Origin of the sequence: Roseateles asaccharophilus (assembly GCF_031458115.1) — a bacterium.
Classification (GTDB): Bacteria; Pseudomonadota; Gammaproteobacteria; order Burkholderiales; family Burkholderiaceae_C; genus Pelomonas; species Pelomonas asaccharophilus_A.
The window spans coordinates 1-13,550 of sequence record NZ_JAVDXV010000013.1; the positions used below are offsets into that span (position 1 = coordinate 1).

General features: G+C 65.1%; 15 protein-coding genes. 3 read left to right on the forward strand and 12 right to left on the reverse strand.

Annotated features, from left to right (window positions below):
* Window positions 1-92: 92 nt before the first annotated feature.
* Both J2X21_RS25815 and J2X21_RS25820 read right to left on the reverse strand, forming a co-directional pair.
* Window positions 93-422, reverse strand: coding sequence for an MBL fold metallo-hydrolase (locus J2X21_RS25815; protein ID WP_310333018.1), 330 nt, complete (start codon window positions 420-422; stop codon window positions 93-95).
* Complete coding sequence (locus J2X21_RS25820; protein WP_310333019.1) at window positions 419-982, reverse strand: peroxiredoxin-like family protein; 564 nt, start codon at window positions 980-982, stop codon at window positions 419-421. Before J2X21_RS25820 ends, J2X21_RS25815 begins: the two co-directional genes overlap by 4 nt.
* A gap of 125 nt (window positions 983-1,107) precedes the next feature.
* On the opposite strand from J2X21_RS25820, the gene J2X21_RS25825 reads away from it, so the two are divergent.
* Window positions 1,108-1,668 (forward strand): TetR/AcrR family transcriptional regulator, encoded by a 561-nt coding sequence (locus J2X21_RS25825; RefSeq protein WP_310333020.1) that lies wholly within the window; start codon window positions 1,108-1,110, stop codon window positions 1,666-1,668.
* 80 nt (window positions 1,669-1,748) lie between these two features.
* Here the strand turns inward: J2X21_RS25825 and J2X21_RS25830 are convergent, their stop codons facing one another.
* Window positions 1,749-2,069, reverse strand: coding sequence for a TfoX/Sxy family protein (locus J2X21_RS25830; RefSeq protein ID WP_310333124.1), 321 nt, complete (start codon window positions 2,067-2,069; stop codon window positions 1,749-1,751).
* Window positions 2,070-2,251: 182 nt separating this feature from the next.
* Between J2X21_RS25830 and J2X21_RS25835 the strand changes: the two genes are divergently transcribed.
* On the forward strand, window positions 2,252-2,761 hold the full coding sequence (locus J2X21_RS25835; protein WP_310333021.1) for a GFA family protein: 510 nt from the start codon (window positions 2,252-2,254) through the stop codon (window positions 2,759-2,761).
* Window positions 2,762-2,799: 38 nt separating this feature from the next.
* Here J2X21_RS25835 and gloA read toward each other — a convergent pair whose 3' ends face one another.
* The 3 genes from gloA to J2X21_RS25850 form a co-directional block, all read right to left on the reverse strand.
* Window positions 2,800-3,207 (reverse strand): lactoylglutathione lyase, encoded by a 408-nt coding sequence (gloA, locus tag J2X21_RS25840; protein ID WP_310333022.1) that lies wholly within the window; start codon window positions 3,205-3,207, stop codon window positions 2,800-2,802.
* A complete protein-coding gene (locus J2X21_RS25845; protein ID WP_310333023.1) occupies window positions 3,204-3,590 on the reverse strand; it encodes a tautomerase family protein in 387 nt (128 codons plus the stop codon). The genes gloA and J2X21_RS25845 overlap by 4 nt, the downstream gene beginning before the upstream one ends.
* Window positions 3,591-3,666: 76 nt before the next feature.
* Window positions 3,667-4,083, reverse strand: coding sequence for a tautomerase family protein (locus J2X21_RS25850; protein ID WP_310333024.1), 417 nt, complete (start codon window positions 4,081-4,083; stop codon window positions 3,667-3,669).
* A 118-nt stretch (window positions 4,084-4,201) separates the two neighbouring features.
* Between J2X21_RS25850 and J2X21_RS25855 the strand changes: the two genes are divergently transcribed.
* A complete protein-coding gene (locus tag J2X21_RS25855; RefSeq protein ID WP_310333025.1) occupies window positions 4,202-4,768 on the forward strand; it encodes a TetR/AcrR family transcriptional regulator in 567 nt (188 codons plus the stop codon).
* A gap of 568 nt (window positions 4,769-5,336) precedes the next feature.
* Here the strand turns inward: J2X21_RS25855 and J2X21_RS25860 are convergent.
* From J2X21_RS25860 to J2X21_RS25885, 6 genes are all read right to left on the reverse strand, one after another.
* Window positions 5,337-7,136 (reverse strand): putative bifunctional diguanylate cyclase/phosphodiesterase, encoded by a 1,800-nt coding sequence (locus J2X21_RS25860; RefSeq protein WP_310333026.1) that lies wholly within the window; start codon window positions 7,134-7,136, stop codon window positions 5,337-5,339.
* Window positions 7,133-7,705, reverse strand: coding sequence for a YfiR family protein (locus J2X21_RS25865; RefSeq protein ID WP_310333027.1), 573 nt, complete (start codon window positions 7,703-7,705; stop codon window positions 7,133-7,135). Before J2X21_RS25865 ends, J2X21_RS25860 begins: the two co-directional genes overlap by 4 nt.
* Before the next feature lie 5 nt (window positions 7,706-7,710).
* Entirely contained in the window at window positions 7,711-9,681 is a 1,971-nt protein-coding gene (locus tag J2X21_RS25870; protein ID WP_310333028.1) for a TonB-dependent receptor plug domain-containing protein, read from the reverse strand.
* Between the two features lie 192 nt (window positions 9,682-9,873).
* Window positions 9,874-11,439, reverse strand: a complete 1,566-nt coding sequence (locus J2X21_RS25875; protein WP_310333029.1) for an ABC transporter substrate-binding protein — start codon at window positions 11,437-11,439, stop codon at window positions 9,874-9,876.
* A 56-nt stretch (window positions 11,440-11,495) separates the two neighbouring features.
* Window positions 11,496-12,731 (reverse strand): cyclic di-GMP phosphodiesterase, encoded by a 1,236-nt coding sequence (locus J2X21_RS25880; protein ID WP_310333030.1) that lies wholly within the window; start codon window positions 12,729-12,731, stop codon window positions 11,496-11,498.
* Between the two features lie 142 nt (window positions 12,732-12,873).
* Complete coding sequence (locus tag J2X21_RS25885) at window positions 12,874-13,518, reverse strand: c-type cytochrome (protein WP_310333031.1); 645 nt, start codon at window positions 13,516-13,518, stop codon at window positions 12,874-12,876.
* Between the last annotated feature and the right edge of the window lie 32 nt (window positions 13,519-13,550).

The window sequence follows — 13,550 nt, forward strand, 5'->3', positions numbered from 1 at the left end:
GGCGCCACGGCACCGCCGGCGACACTTCGCCGGTCGAGTTCGAACGACGCCATTCCCAACGGCTCACGGGTGTCTAGGAAATCCGGGGCGATTCACCCGAAGGTGCCCGTCGCGCAGAACGTCATGTGCTCTCGCTGCCGGTAGTGCTGCGCATCGCCCTCGTGCGCACAAACCGGCGCGCCGGTCAGCGCACGCAGCCGCGCCGCATTGCCTGCGTGGTCGATGTGGGCGTGCGTGACGACGATCAGCCGGATGTCGTGCCAGCTCATGCCTCGGGACTGCAAGGCCTTCTCCACGGCGCGCTCCGTGTCGGGCAGACCTGCGTCCACCAGCACGGCGCCCGTAGCGCCTACGACGAGGTGTGCATTGACCAGACCAAACGGCAATATGGGGATTCGAACCACCTCAGGCGCTTCCGTCACGCCGTCACCTCGCTTGCAACGATGGGCGGATTGCGCTTCAACCAGGAGGAGACCTCGTCCAGCGGGACATGTTCACCCGCGGCACGGGCGTAGTACGCCAGCTCGATGCGTCCATCGGCCCCAATGAGGAAGTCAGCAGGCAGACGGTCGAATGGGCCTTCTATTCGGCCAGGCGCGAATCCCTTGGAGAACGCCCGGACCGCATGCACCACGTTGCTCGGAGCAAGAAGTCCGGCCCAGCCCCGCTCTACCTCGAATAGCCGGTAGAGCGTCATGTCCGGGTCGGGGATCAGCGCGAACGGCGCGTCATGCCGACCCACATACTCCTGCATGCTTTCGGCGGTGGACTGGAACACGACGAGCATCACCAGCCCATCGCGCGACAGCCGCTCGTGCGCCAGGACCAGCTCCCGCACCCTGAGGTTGCACATTGGGCAAGACGCATAGCGCATGAACGACAGAAGGAGCGGCTGCCCCCTCAAGTCGGAAAGTCGGACGGCGTCACCAAACATATCGGTGGTCTGAAAGTCGGGCGCAATGCCGCCCTGGCGAAGTGACATATCGAATCCCCTGTTGGACGGTCGCCCAATGCTATCAGGACGACCGTCCAAACAAGTGACATTTTGGACGAGCGTCCAGATAGAATCAGTTCATGACAGAGACGTCCGCCCCCCGAGACCGCGTTGTGGCCGCTGCTTCGCGGCTCTTTGCGACTCGCGGCTTCGCAGCGACGTCCATCGCGGACGTCGCCGAGGCTTCAGGACTGCTGAAGGGCAATCTGGCCTATTACTTCAAGACAAAACAGGACTTGCTGGAGGCGGTGGTCGAAGCGCGCGCCAAGGCGCTGTGGGACGAGCTGGTCGCACCGGCACAGCCCGGCGAGGACGCCCGCGCAACGGTTGGTCGCCTGCTGGATCACGTCCGGGCATCCGCCGACGAACTGGCCCAATACGGGTGCCCGGTCGGCGGTCTGGCCACTGAACTCGGCAAGACGGATGACGCACTCCACACGAACGCTGCGGGCTTGCTGCTGAAGCTGGAGGCTTACCTGTTCGAGGCCTTCGCGCAGACGATGCAGAAGAAGGACGCCGAGCGAGCTGCCGAGCACTTGCTCGCTCGCCTGCAAGGGGCGGCCGTCGTTGCGCAAGCGCGGCGCGATCCGGCTGTGGTTCACCGCCAGATTGACGACGCCTTGACCTGGCTGGACACCGTTCTTCCGAGCGCGCGCAGGCGCAGACGGGCCTGACCGTCGAGTTGGTGATCTGCCCGAACGCGCATGAGGGCGCGCGGGTGCAAAGGCGAACTGCCGGCCACCCCTGAGGCGCGCTAGCCAGCCTTCGACGTGCTGCGCGCGACAGGCGTCTTTTGTTTGCCGGCCGGCAGCGTAGCGTTGTGCTGGAGGCAGAGGTCGATCCAGCGGTCCAGGGCAGCATTGGTATTTACCGCTGTCGAGGCAACGAAGACGTAGCCGAGATATGGCCGCCCCTTCATGACGACGGTCTCGACGCCTTCTTGCTTCAGCGACTCGTCGTGCAGAGCTGGGTCGATGCGGCACATCAGTCGTTCGGGCCGAGCTGTAACGCACAGGTTGTCTCGCACCATGAACCCGAGGCTGCCGAACATGCGCTTCTCCCTCACGTCAGACACGCCGGCAAGCGCGCCGCGGACCCGCCCTACCAAGTCGTCACCTGTCGATTTACTCAAGGTTCCTCCGTGTCTGCGCGTTCAGCCATTGCTGCGACTGAGGCGACTGCAGCGGTGAGGTCCACCGGCTAGCATCGAGCTCGCGTCACCTGCGGGGAAGTATCAGCCAAGCTCAAGAGGGTTGCATGGACAGGACCACGTTGTTTCCTACCGAGGGCGGCTGCGACTGCCGCACAGTCAGGTATCGCCTGGAGAGCGCGCCGCTTTTTGTTCACTGTTGCCACTGTCGTTGGTGCCAGCGGGAGTCGGGCGCGTCGTTCGCGCTCAACGCCATGATCGAGGGCGACCGCGTCACGCAGCTTGGTCAGGACCCGGAGATGGTCAACACACCGTCGAATAGCGGCAGCGGTCAGCTGATTGCCCGCTGCCCGCGCTGCAAGGTTGCCGTGTGGAGTAACTACGCTGGTGCCGGGCCTGTGGTGAAGTTCGTTCGCGTGGGTACGCTGGACAACCCCGACCTGCTCCCTCCAGACATCCACATCTTCACCGCATCCAAGCAGCCATGGGTTGTGCTGCCTAGCGATGCGCCTGCGGTGCCAGAGTATTACGACCGCGAGGTGTTCTGGCCGCCGTCGAGCCAAGCCCGCCGGTCAGCGATTCTTCCGCTGATCGAGGCGTATCAACGTTCGAAGTAGCTGCACGCATTACCCCGAGCCTCGCCCGCCTGGCACCCTCAACGCTGGATGAGTTCCACCCGATAGCCGTCAGGGTCATTCACAAAGGCGATGACCTCATCGGGACTTCCGTTCAGCGGGCCGGGTTCGCGTGTGATGGGAACGCCGGCGTCCCTCAAGGCTTCTGCGGCCTCGAACACGTCGGGGACGCCGATGGCGATATGGCCGTAGGCGCTTCCCAATTCGTACTCCCGGGCCTCCCAGTTCTCAGTCAGCTCCAGCACGGTGGACTCGCCTTCATCCGCGTAGCCAACGAACGCCAGCGTGAACCGCCCCTCCAGAAAGTCCTGACGTCGCAGCAGCCGCATGCCAAGCTTTCCGACATAGAAGCCCAGCGCGACGTCAAGGTTCCGGACGCGCAGCATTGTGTGCAGCAAGCGCGGACGCTGCAGTGGAAGGCCCCTCATGCAGTAGCCTGCGCGAGACCGCTGCCGAACGACCAGTTCTCTCGACTGGATTCAACCAGGTTGACGATGACGTCACCCGGGTCGACATGGGCCATTGCCTGGGTGTGAGAGACGATGGCAGCAAACAGCGCTCGCTTCTGCTCGACAGTGCGGCCGGGCGCGCAGGTGATCTGCACGAAGACCGCGTCGGCCGAATGCCGGATACCCAGGAAAGCTGGCGTGATCCTCAGCTGAGAGCCTGCCGAGCGTGCGGAGAACGCCTGAAACAGGTCGTCTGACGCGACACCGAAGGTGTCCCTGAGGGCTTGATGGACAGCGTCTCCGAGACGCTCGACCCGCTCTTGGCTGAAGTCTCTGCTGTGAAAGATTTGGACAAACGGCATGGAGGTGTTCCCTTATGGCGTGACGGCTGGCGAGCAGGCTCGCCAGCACTTGCGAATTGCACTATCGAGGGCTGAATCACCCCTTTGCCACGGCCTCCAGCAGCTCGGCATTCGTCAGCGCTTCGCCACCAATACCCCAGGTGCCATCGACTGCATGCTTCACGTTGACCCAGATGTGCTCGCGGGGCTGACGCCCCCCGCAAGCCTCTTCGACGATGTCCGTTGCCTCCTTCACGTAGGCCCGTTGGACCTCCCGCGACGTGAAGGCGAAGGAGGGAGTCAACCACTCGACAACAGCGATGGGCCTTGGTTCCAGGCCACAGAAGCTGCTGCCGGCCGGCACGCTCTGGACGTGGCCCACCACGTTGGGCGTCAGTGCCCGATTTCCGGACAGGCCGTGCATGCGAAGGAACGACTCAGAAAGACGCGCGACGGTGTCTGCGTACCGGCTCGGGGGGATCAGTCCTTCGGTAACGATGAGGGTCAGGGGCATAGCGTTGCTCCAGTTGAGTGAGGTAGAAGCGGCGTTCACATAACGACCGTTACCCAACTTTAAATAGCGTTCGTTATCCGACTGATAAGATGGGTTATTGGCTTTAATGGACCAAGCGATGAGAAGCGAGCAAAAGGAGCAGACACGTCAGCGGATGCGGCAGGCTGCAGCTGAGGGCTTTCGAAGCCAGGGCTACGGCATCGGCGTGGATGGGCTTGCGAAGCGCGCAGGGGTAACGTCTGGAGCGTTCTATGCCAACTTCAGTTCGAAGGCAGATGCGTTTCGAGAGGCGGTTGCCTTCGGCATGGATGAGCTGCTTGGTGGAATCCGCTACTTCCAGCAGGAGCACGGTCAGGCGTGGTGGCCTGAGTTCGTTCGGTTCTACCTAGGTGAAAAACTGAGTTGCGACCTGGCGCAGAGCTGCAGCCTTCAAACGCTCACACCTGAGCTGGCACGCGCTGATGACGCAGCCAAGGGCGTGTTTCAGGAAAGGCTGCAGTCCATCGCAGCAGCGGTCGTCGACGGACCGGACTCGCCTGCTAAGCCAGCGACACAGTCGGGTGCGCTGACCGCTCTTGCGTCGCTGATCGGGGCCGTGACGATGGCACGAGCAATGGGCGATGACCAGATGGCGCAGAAGGTCGCCACGGCGATGCGGCAGCAGTTGCTGGGACCTGCTGCCTAGCTGTGTTCGTGTGCCGCTGGGAGCTTGTGCGTCTACGTCAGCACCTGCCTCGCCTGCGTCGCAGTGACCGCAATGAGTCCGCCACCGGACGCACGGCGAACGGCGCCGACCGGCTGCAACCGCTGCGAAGCAGCCATTTCCCGCGGCGACGCAAGAACAACCCCGTCAACTCAGATCTTGCCTGTGTGCCGACCTTGGGCAGCGGCCTCATGGTGCCGTCGTCGCTCGATCCTTCGCGTGACGATGCCAACCTCGCGGCACGCGCCTCTGATAGCACCAGTAAATGGCGCAAAGTACAGGCGAAGCACATCCAAGAAGATCTGCTTGTGATTCAGGGGCTGCATGGTCGTCGAAGACGATAACGGATGGCCTGATACACGGGAAGGGGCCAATCGCCAAACGTGCAGTTGGCGCGGCTGCCTTAGTGCAACCCGAATCGTGACCAACCGACAAAGTGCAATCGGACTGTTCAAGATGGGCGCCGACAAGCCATATAGAGGGCCTAGAAACCTCGGCAAAAGGACGGAAAGTGCAATCCGTTGCCTCCGCCCCTGTGCAAGTCATTGGTTCAAGTCACAAGCAGCTGGGCCACCTCCTCAGGCGGCACTGGCCGGCAGAAGCCGAAACCCTGCATCAGGTCGCAGCCCATGGTCACCAGAGCGGCTTCGTCAGCCGGCAGCTCGACCCCCTCCGCCACGACCACCATGCGCATCGCGTGTGCGACGCGCACGACGGACTCCACGAGCATGTGCGAGTCCGCATTGGCCGACAGCCCATGCACGAACAGGCGGTCTATCTTGAGCTTGCGGCAGCGCATGCGCCGCAGGTAGGCCAGCGAGCTGTAGCCGGTGCCGAAATCATCAATGGCCAGGCCATAGCCCAGCCCCTGCAGCGTGAAGATGAAAGAGTCTGGCGTGTCGATGTCTTCGAAGTCGGCACTCTCAGTCAGCTCGAACTCGACGTCCTGCGGTTCCAGGCGCAGCGAGCGCAGCTGCTGCAGGAACCGCTCCCGGTGCTGAGGCTTGCGGCATTGCTCCCAGGACAGGTTGATGGCCACCGTCGGGCAGTTGATGCCGCGCACTCGCCAGCCGTCCAGGTCCCGGCGCAGCAGCGCCAGTGTGGCCAACCCCAATTCGACGATCAGTCCTGAACTCTCCGCAACCGGGATGAACTCGGCCGGAGACACCCAGCCCCGCGTCGGGTGGCGCCAGCGTGCCAGCGCCTCGAAGCCCTGTACACGCCGCTGCGCGTCGTACTGCGGTTGGTAGTGCAGTGAGAACTGCTCCTCTGCCAGCGCCGTGCGGATGTCGTTCTCGAGTGCCAGGCGTGAATGCAAGGCCTCGCCGATCTCCGTCGTGAACTGCTGGAAGCTGTCGACACCCAGCCGCTTGGCATGGCGCATCGCCGCATCGGCACTGCGCATCGCATCACTCGCCGTGCCAGCATGGTCTGGCAACGACACAGCACCGGCGCTGAGATGCACGCGCAGCCATTGGCCATCGTGCAGGCAAGGCTGGGTCAGGCCCGCCTGCAGGCGCTGCACATGCTCGCGCAGCGGCTTGTCCAGGAGGCCGGGGCTCAACAGCAACGCAAACTCGTCGGCCGACAGTCGAGCGATTTGATCGCCAGGCCGGCACAGTTCGCGCAGGCGCTGTGCGGTGGCCTGCAGCACGGCATCGCCAGCAGCATGGCCGTACTGGTCATTGATCTGCTTGAAGTTGTCCAAGTCCAGGATCATCAGCGTGGCGCGGTCGCGCTGGTGAAGCGTTCGCTCCAGCAGCGCGCGCATGTGCTCCCGGTTGGGCAGGTCCGTCAGCGCATCAAAGCGGGCCAGATAGCGGGTGCGTCGCTCGACCTCCTTGATCTGCGCACGCAGCCGCTTGGAGAACAGCCAGGCCAGCACGGCCGTGACCAGCAGGGTGCCGAACGTGGCAACCAGGAACTGCGCCAGGTCAGCCCACATGGGCAACCGGCTGGCTTGAACGACCAACGCGCCGACGTGGCGCCCGTTGGCAAGAACCGGCACCTGCACCTCCACCGTACCGGCCAGCTCGGACGCCGCAGGGTCGGCACGTGCGTAGCGGGTGAATTCGTTGCCCGCGCTGTTGAGCAAACGGGCGCTCAGCACGGCTGGGCTTTGGGCCAGCGCCGCCAGGCTCTCTCCGGCATCGCCGCGGCTTTCAAACACGAGTGCGGCAGACACGGTCTGCGCGACGATGCTGGTTTGTGTATGCAGGTCCTGCAACTGGCGATCGCGCAGGCGGCCGTACTGCAGCAGGCTCAGCACGACCGCGAAGACGAGCAACGTGGCCAGCGCCACCACGAACTCGCGGCGGCGCTCAAGGGCGTCGATCAACGCTGGTTTCATGGCGAGGTCTGCTGTCGGCGGACGAATCGGGCCAAGCGCAGGAGCTTGGTACTGATGTCGAGCCCCGCGCGTCGTGCGGCATCCAACTCGACGTCAAACACGATACGCCCGTCTTCGATCTGCAGGTTGATCATCGCGCCATGGTCCAGCATGGCCGGGGCATCCGAAACGACCAGGATCGCCCCCCCGGCGAGCGCCGCCTTCAGCGCAGGCATGGGTGTCGGCAGGTAGATCAACTGGCAGTCCCCCGCTTGCTCGGGGCGGGCCAAACGACGCACATCGATGGTCAGCTGGCGGATGGGGCGTCCCTGCAGCGACTGCAACGCGGTTTCCATGCGACCGTCCGCCAGCGTGCAGACACGCAACCCGCGCCCCGCAGCTTCACGTTCGGCGGGCCAGGTGACGAACATCAGCGCGCGATAGATGACCTCGGTCTTCAGCGTCTCCGCACTGGCCGGTTCGGCCGCCGATTCGCCGACGGGCGCGAGCCCGCCCGCAAGCAAGACCAGCAGCTCCAGCCAACAGCGCGCTGACGCCACCAGATGGAAAGTCCTCAGGCCGAGAGCCATGTCCGTCAGAACGAGACCGTCCAGTCCAAACGCACGCTGCGCCGTGGCTGTGGGATGACGTCCAGCGGCGTGTCCGGCGTAGACGGATCGAAGTTGCGCCGGTCCAGCGCGTTCGCCACGTGCAGCGCCAGCGTCTGCTGCGGCGCGAAGCGCCATCGCAGGTGGGCGTTGACGACGGCTGTTGCCGGCACCTCGACACGACCCATGCGTGGGCCCAGCACCGACCATTCCACACCCAGCTGCCAACGCCACCATTCGGGTGAGATGACATGCCCCTTGAACATCCATGCGGGCGCATTGCTCAACCGTTCGCCGGCCTCGTTGCGGGCATACATCCACGACGCGCTGGCACGCCACAACCAGCCGCCGGCCACGCGCTGCTCGATGGCCAGATCCACGCCGCGCAGGCTGACGCGGCCGACATTGCGCGACTGCACGACAGCGTCGGGCTCGTCGCTCAGCGGCACCAGCTCGATGAGGCGGTTCATGCGCGTGTAGTAGGCGTTGGCGCTGAGTGCCTGGCCGGTCGGCAGCAGGTACTCCCAGGCCGCCTCGATGGAGTTCAGCCGCTCGGGCTTCAGCGCCGGATTCGCGAGCTGCGACGTGCCACCGTCGTCATAGAAGCGCTCGTAGGCATTGGGCGTGCGGAAGGAGCGTGCCCACACCAGCTTGAACGACTCCCGTTCGTCGGGCCGGAACGCCAGCACCGCGCGCGGCGAGAAGGCGGGCGAGTAGCCACGCACGTGGTCCAGGCGCAGGCCGGAGGTCAACTGCAGCGTGGGGGTGAGACGCCACTGGTCCTGCACATAGGCGGCGGCGAAGTCCTGCGAGACGTTCGAGTCGAGCTTGAGCCCGTATGGGTCCGCGTCATAGTTGCGCTGCACGACATGCGGTGCGGTGCGCAATTCGGCACCTGCCATCAGCTCGTGGTTGAGCAGGCCGCGCCACAGCACCCGGCCCTCCAGCGTCAGCCAGCGGGCGTGGGCCTCATCACGGTTGACGAGCCGCTGCGCCGGCTCCCCAAACACGTAGCTGCCGGTGAAGTCGTAATGCGCCATGCTGACCCGCAGGCTGCGGCGCAGGTCACTCTGCCAGCCTTCGTCGTAGGCCACTTCGCCCAGCACGAGACTGTCCACATAGGTGGTGCCCGCTTCGCCGGCCAGCGTGCCGTAGGGCGCCGTGGGGGCATCCTTCTCGCGCCGCACGGCCGTCACCGACGAGCGCCAGGCACCATGACGATACTTGGCCAGCAGCGACACCTGCCGCTCGCCGTCCAGACCGCGCACCCAGCCATCCGGCGTTCCCAGCTCGGGCAGGTAGAGATCCTCGCCGTCCAGGCGCTGCGCATTAAAGCCGACGAAGAGGTCGCCTCCGCCGGCATCCGCGGCGCCGTACTGCATGTTCATCCGGCGCTGCCGGTTCTCGCCCAGGCTGCCGTTCATGGACAGACCCGGCGCATCCGCGCCATCCAGCGTGACGATGTTGACGACGCCAAGCAACGCATTGCTGCCGTAGATCGACGAACCCGGGCCTTGCACCAGCTCGACCCGCTTGACCCACTCAGCGGTCACCGGAAGTTCCAGCTGCGGCAGGCCCTGGTCGTAGATCGCATCGTTCAGGCGCTGCCCGTCCAGCGCCATCAGCGTGCGGGAGCTGTAGTCGCCCGGGCGATTGAAGCCGCGCAGCCCCAGCGAGCTGTAGCTGCGCGAGTTGCCGATGTAGACGCCGGGCAGCCGCGCAAGCATGTCGCCCACCGTCTGGTGGCCGAGGCGGCTGGCTTCATCGCGGCCGATGACGGTGACCGCAGCCGGCGCATCCATCAGGCTCTGCGCATAGCGCGATGGCCCTTGCACCTCACGTTGCAGCAGCGCTTGCAACGCCTTGTCGTCTTGGGGATCTGGAAACGGCTGGGCGAATGCCCCGGCGGGCACTGCCAAGGTGGCCAGCGCGGCCAACGCCAGGATGCGGCACTCCATGGTGCTGTCACCGTCAGGAATGACGGGAAAAGTGAAATCTGGGAGGACAGCTTAGCCGTCGGCCCCCTTGCGAACCCTGTCAGATTTCACGCTGGCGCGGAACTGAATCATCCCGCGCAAGCAAAGCGACAAGCCTCCTCCATTGCGCCGGTTTTTTGCAACAGGGCTGCCAGCCGCAGCATCGTGCAGGGCTTACTTGACCTGCACCCAGGCCAGCTCCACCCAGTTGTCGGGCCGGTGCACCGGCGTCACGTTGGCCCGCACGGCCCACGGGATGATCTGGCGGTGCAGCGGAATCACCGCCACCTGTTCCCGCAGTTCGACCAGCGCGCCGCGGATCTGCGCCTCGCGCTTCTTGGGGTCGGCCTCCACGCTGCTTTGCGCCATCAGCGCATCGGCCTTGTCGTTGCGCACGTTGCCGAAGTTGTAGAAACCCACGCCCTTGTCGCCGCGGTTGCGGTACAGCGGCGTCAGGATGGCTTCGGCGTCGGTGACGCTGCCGCCCCAGCCGTACATGAACAGACTGCTGTCCTGCTTCTCCAGCTTGGGGAAGTACAGCACGCGCGGCATCGCGTTGACCTTGACCTTGATCTTGAGCTGCGCCCACATGGCGGCCAGCGCCGCGCAGATCTGCTCGTCGTTGATGTAGCGGTTGTTGGGGCAGTCCAGCGTCACCTCGAAGCCTTCCGCGTAGCCGGCCTCGGCCATCAGCTTTCGGGCCGCGGCGATGTCGTAGGGCAGCCGCGTGTGCAGCGCCGGGTCGTCGAAGGACGCGTCGCCGGACGGCGTCAGCCCGCCGGTAGGCACCGCCAGCCCGCTCATCAGCTTGGCCTTCAGCGCCTCGATGTCGATGGCCTGGTAGAGCGCGCGGCGCACGCGCAGGTCCTTGAAGGGGTTCTTGTCGCCGGGCACCTTGCCGTACAGCAGCTTGTCGCGCGACTGGTCCATGCCGATGAAGACGATGCGGTTCTCGGGGCCGTCGATGATCTTCAGGCCGGCCGTGTTGCGCAGCCGCGCGATGTCGCGCGGTGCCGGGTCGTGCACGAAGTCGATCTCGCCGGAGATCAGCGCGGCTAGCCGGGTCGCATCGCTGGCGATGGGCGTGTAGACCACATCCTGCACATTGCCCTGGAATTTTCCCCACCAGTTGGCGTTGCGCTTGAGCACGGTCTTGATGCCCGGCTGACGACTGACCAGCGTGTAGGGCCCGGTGCCGTTGGCGTTCAGCGACGTGAAGCTCTCTTCCTTGTTCTTGAAATCCAGCGGCTTGGCGACGCGGTGCGTCTCACACCACTTGCGGCTCATGATCCACAGCTGGTCGATGTGCTGCAGGAAGATGGGGTTGAAGGTGGCGAGCTGGAAATCCACCGTCAGGTCGTCCACGCGCTTCGGAGTGCCCACCGCGTTCGCGTAGACGGCGATCTGCGACGTGGGCTCCTTGGCGCGCTGGATGGAGAAGACCACGTCGTCCGCCGTCAGCGGCGTGCCGTCATGGAACTTGACGCCGGCCCGCAGCTTGAAGCGCCAGGACAGCGGGCCAGTCTGGGTCCATTGCTCAGCCAGGCCGGGCACGATGGCCAGCCTGGCATTGCGGTTGGTCAGCCGCTCGTAGATCTGGCCGTTGACCATGTTGGTCAGGCTCTCGTTCTGCGAGTGCGGGTCCATGGTCTGCGGATCGCCCTGGTTGGCCCAGCGCAAGGTCTGCGCGGACACTCCGCAGGCCCACAGCAACAGGGCCATGCCCATCCATCGTTTCATCAATGACTCCCAACTGCCTTGTCTGGAGACAGTTTAGGAGGGGGTGGCAACACCCTTCAGGTCCTGGGGTTCCAGAGTTCGTCCAGGTGCTTGAATCCCCAGTTCTCGGGCGGCTCCCGGCCGACGATTCGGTCGTTGGCGTGCTGCGAGGAAAGATCGATCACCTGCAGCGGGATGGGCATGCCGGACTTGGTGGAAAAGAACACCTTGACCCGCGGCGCCACCAGCGAGGACGGGTTCTGGTCCACCACCACCCCAAGCCGGCCCGATTGCAGCCGCACCAGCGTGCCGGTGGGGTAGATGCCCACGCTTTTCACGAAGGCCTGGAAGATCGCCGGATCGAACTGGCCCTTCCACTGCGCCATGCGCTGCAGCGAGCCGGCCGGATCCCACGCTGTCTTGTAAGGGCGCGTGGACGTGATCGCGTCATAGACATCGCAGACGGCACCCATGCGCGCCATCAGGCTGATCTGCTCACCCGCGAGCTTGTGCGGGTAGCCGGTGCCGTCCATCTTCTCGTGATGGTGCAGGCAGACGTCCAGCGCCGCATCAGGCACCTTGGCGCCTTCCCTCAGCAGTTCGAAGCCACGCTCGGGATGGCTGCGCATGACATCGAACTCGGCATCCGTCAGCGCGCCGGGCTTGTTCAGCACAGTGAGCGGCATCTGCATCTTGCCCACATCGTGCAGCAGGCCCGCCAGCCCGGCCTCGCGGACCTGCTCGTCGGGCAGGCCCAGTTGCCTGGCCAGCGACACCATCAGCCCGCACACCGCTACCGAGTGCAGATAGGTGTAGTCGTCCTTGGTCTTGAGCCTGGCCAGGCTGACGAAGGCCGACGGGTTGCGCGCCAGCGACGACGTCACCTCGTCCACGATGGGCAGGCAGACCTCGGAGTCGATGGCCTTGCCCAGCCGCGCTTCGCCGAACAGCGCCATGACGGCCACCTTGGCACGCCCCAGCACCTGGGCGGCGCGGCCCAGTTCCTCTTCCATGCTCGCCCGGGGTTCGGGCTGGGCAACGGGGGGCGCCGCCATCTCCGCAGGCGCAGCGACCGGCGCCGGTGCCGCAGGTGTGGCGGCAGGGGCCGCAGCAGCGGCCGCCAGCTCCACGTCCAGGCCCTTGCTGATGTCTATCCATACCGCCGGCACGCCGCTGCCTTTCAGCGCGGCGAGATCGGCCGGATCGTTCAGGACGAACTTGGTCTTCCAGAAGGGATGCGACATCCAGGGCCCTTCCAGGGCCTGGACAAACATTCCCAGCCTCACTTCGGTGGTCGAGATCTTTTTCAACATTGTCGGTGTCGTCTCGGTCTGCGGAGTATCTGCCCGCACCGGACGACAACGTTGTGCAACCCTGCACGCTTTGCGCGCGGACAACAAAAAGCCGCCACTCGCGAACGAGGGCGGCTTACTGAGCCAAGGGGGAACCCGAGGATCAGCGCAGCTTCTTCTGCGGCACGGTGGCCATCTCCGTGGGCAGGCCGGCGATGTAGGCGGCCATGGCCTTCAGCTCGGCGTTGCTGAATTGCTTGACCTGACCGGCCATGACGCCATTGGAGCGACCCACATTGGCGTTCTTCTCGGTCTTGTAGGACTTCAGCGCCACGGTCAGGTAGTCGGCATGTTGGCCGGCCAGCTTGGGGTAGGTCGGATCGATGGGCTTGCTGAAGTTCGCGCCATGACACGAGATGCAGGCGCCCTTGGTCAGCAGCTCGGCCACCTGGGCCGGCGCGGCGGGCACGCTTTCGGGCGCGGCCGGCACCTTGGCCTGCTGCTCGTAGAAGGCGGCGATGTCCGCCATGTCCTGCTCGCTCAGCGAGGCGGCGATGCCGCGCATGGTCGGGTGCTTGCGGTCGCCCTTGGCGTAGCCCTGCAGCGCCGCAACGATGTACTTGGCGTTCTGGCCGGCAATCATTGGCACCCGGTGGATCTCGGGGAAGCTGGCTTGATAGCCCGCAATGCCGTGGCAGCCAATGCACATGGCGATCTTCTTCTCGCCGGCCTTGACGTCCTGGGCCAGGGCGCCGGAGGCGCTGACGGCAGCGGCTAGGGCGAGCGAGATCTGCAGCAGTTTCTTCATGGTCCCGTGGGTTCGTGTTCTGGAGCGGCGGC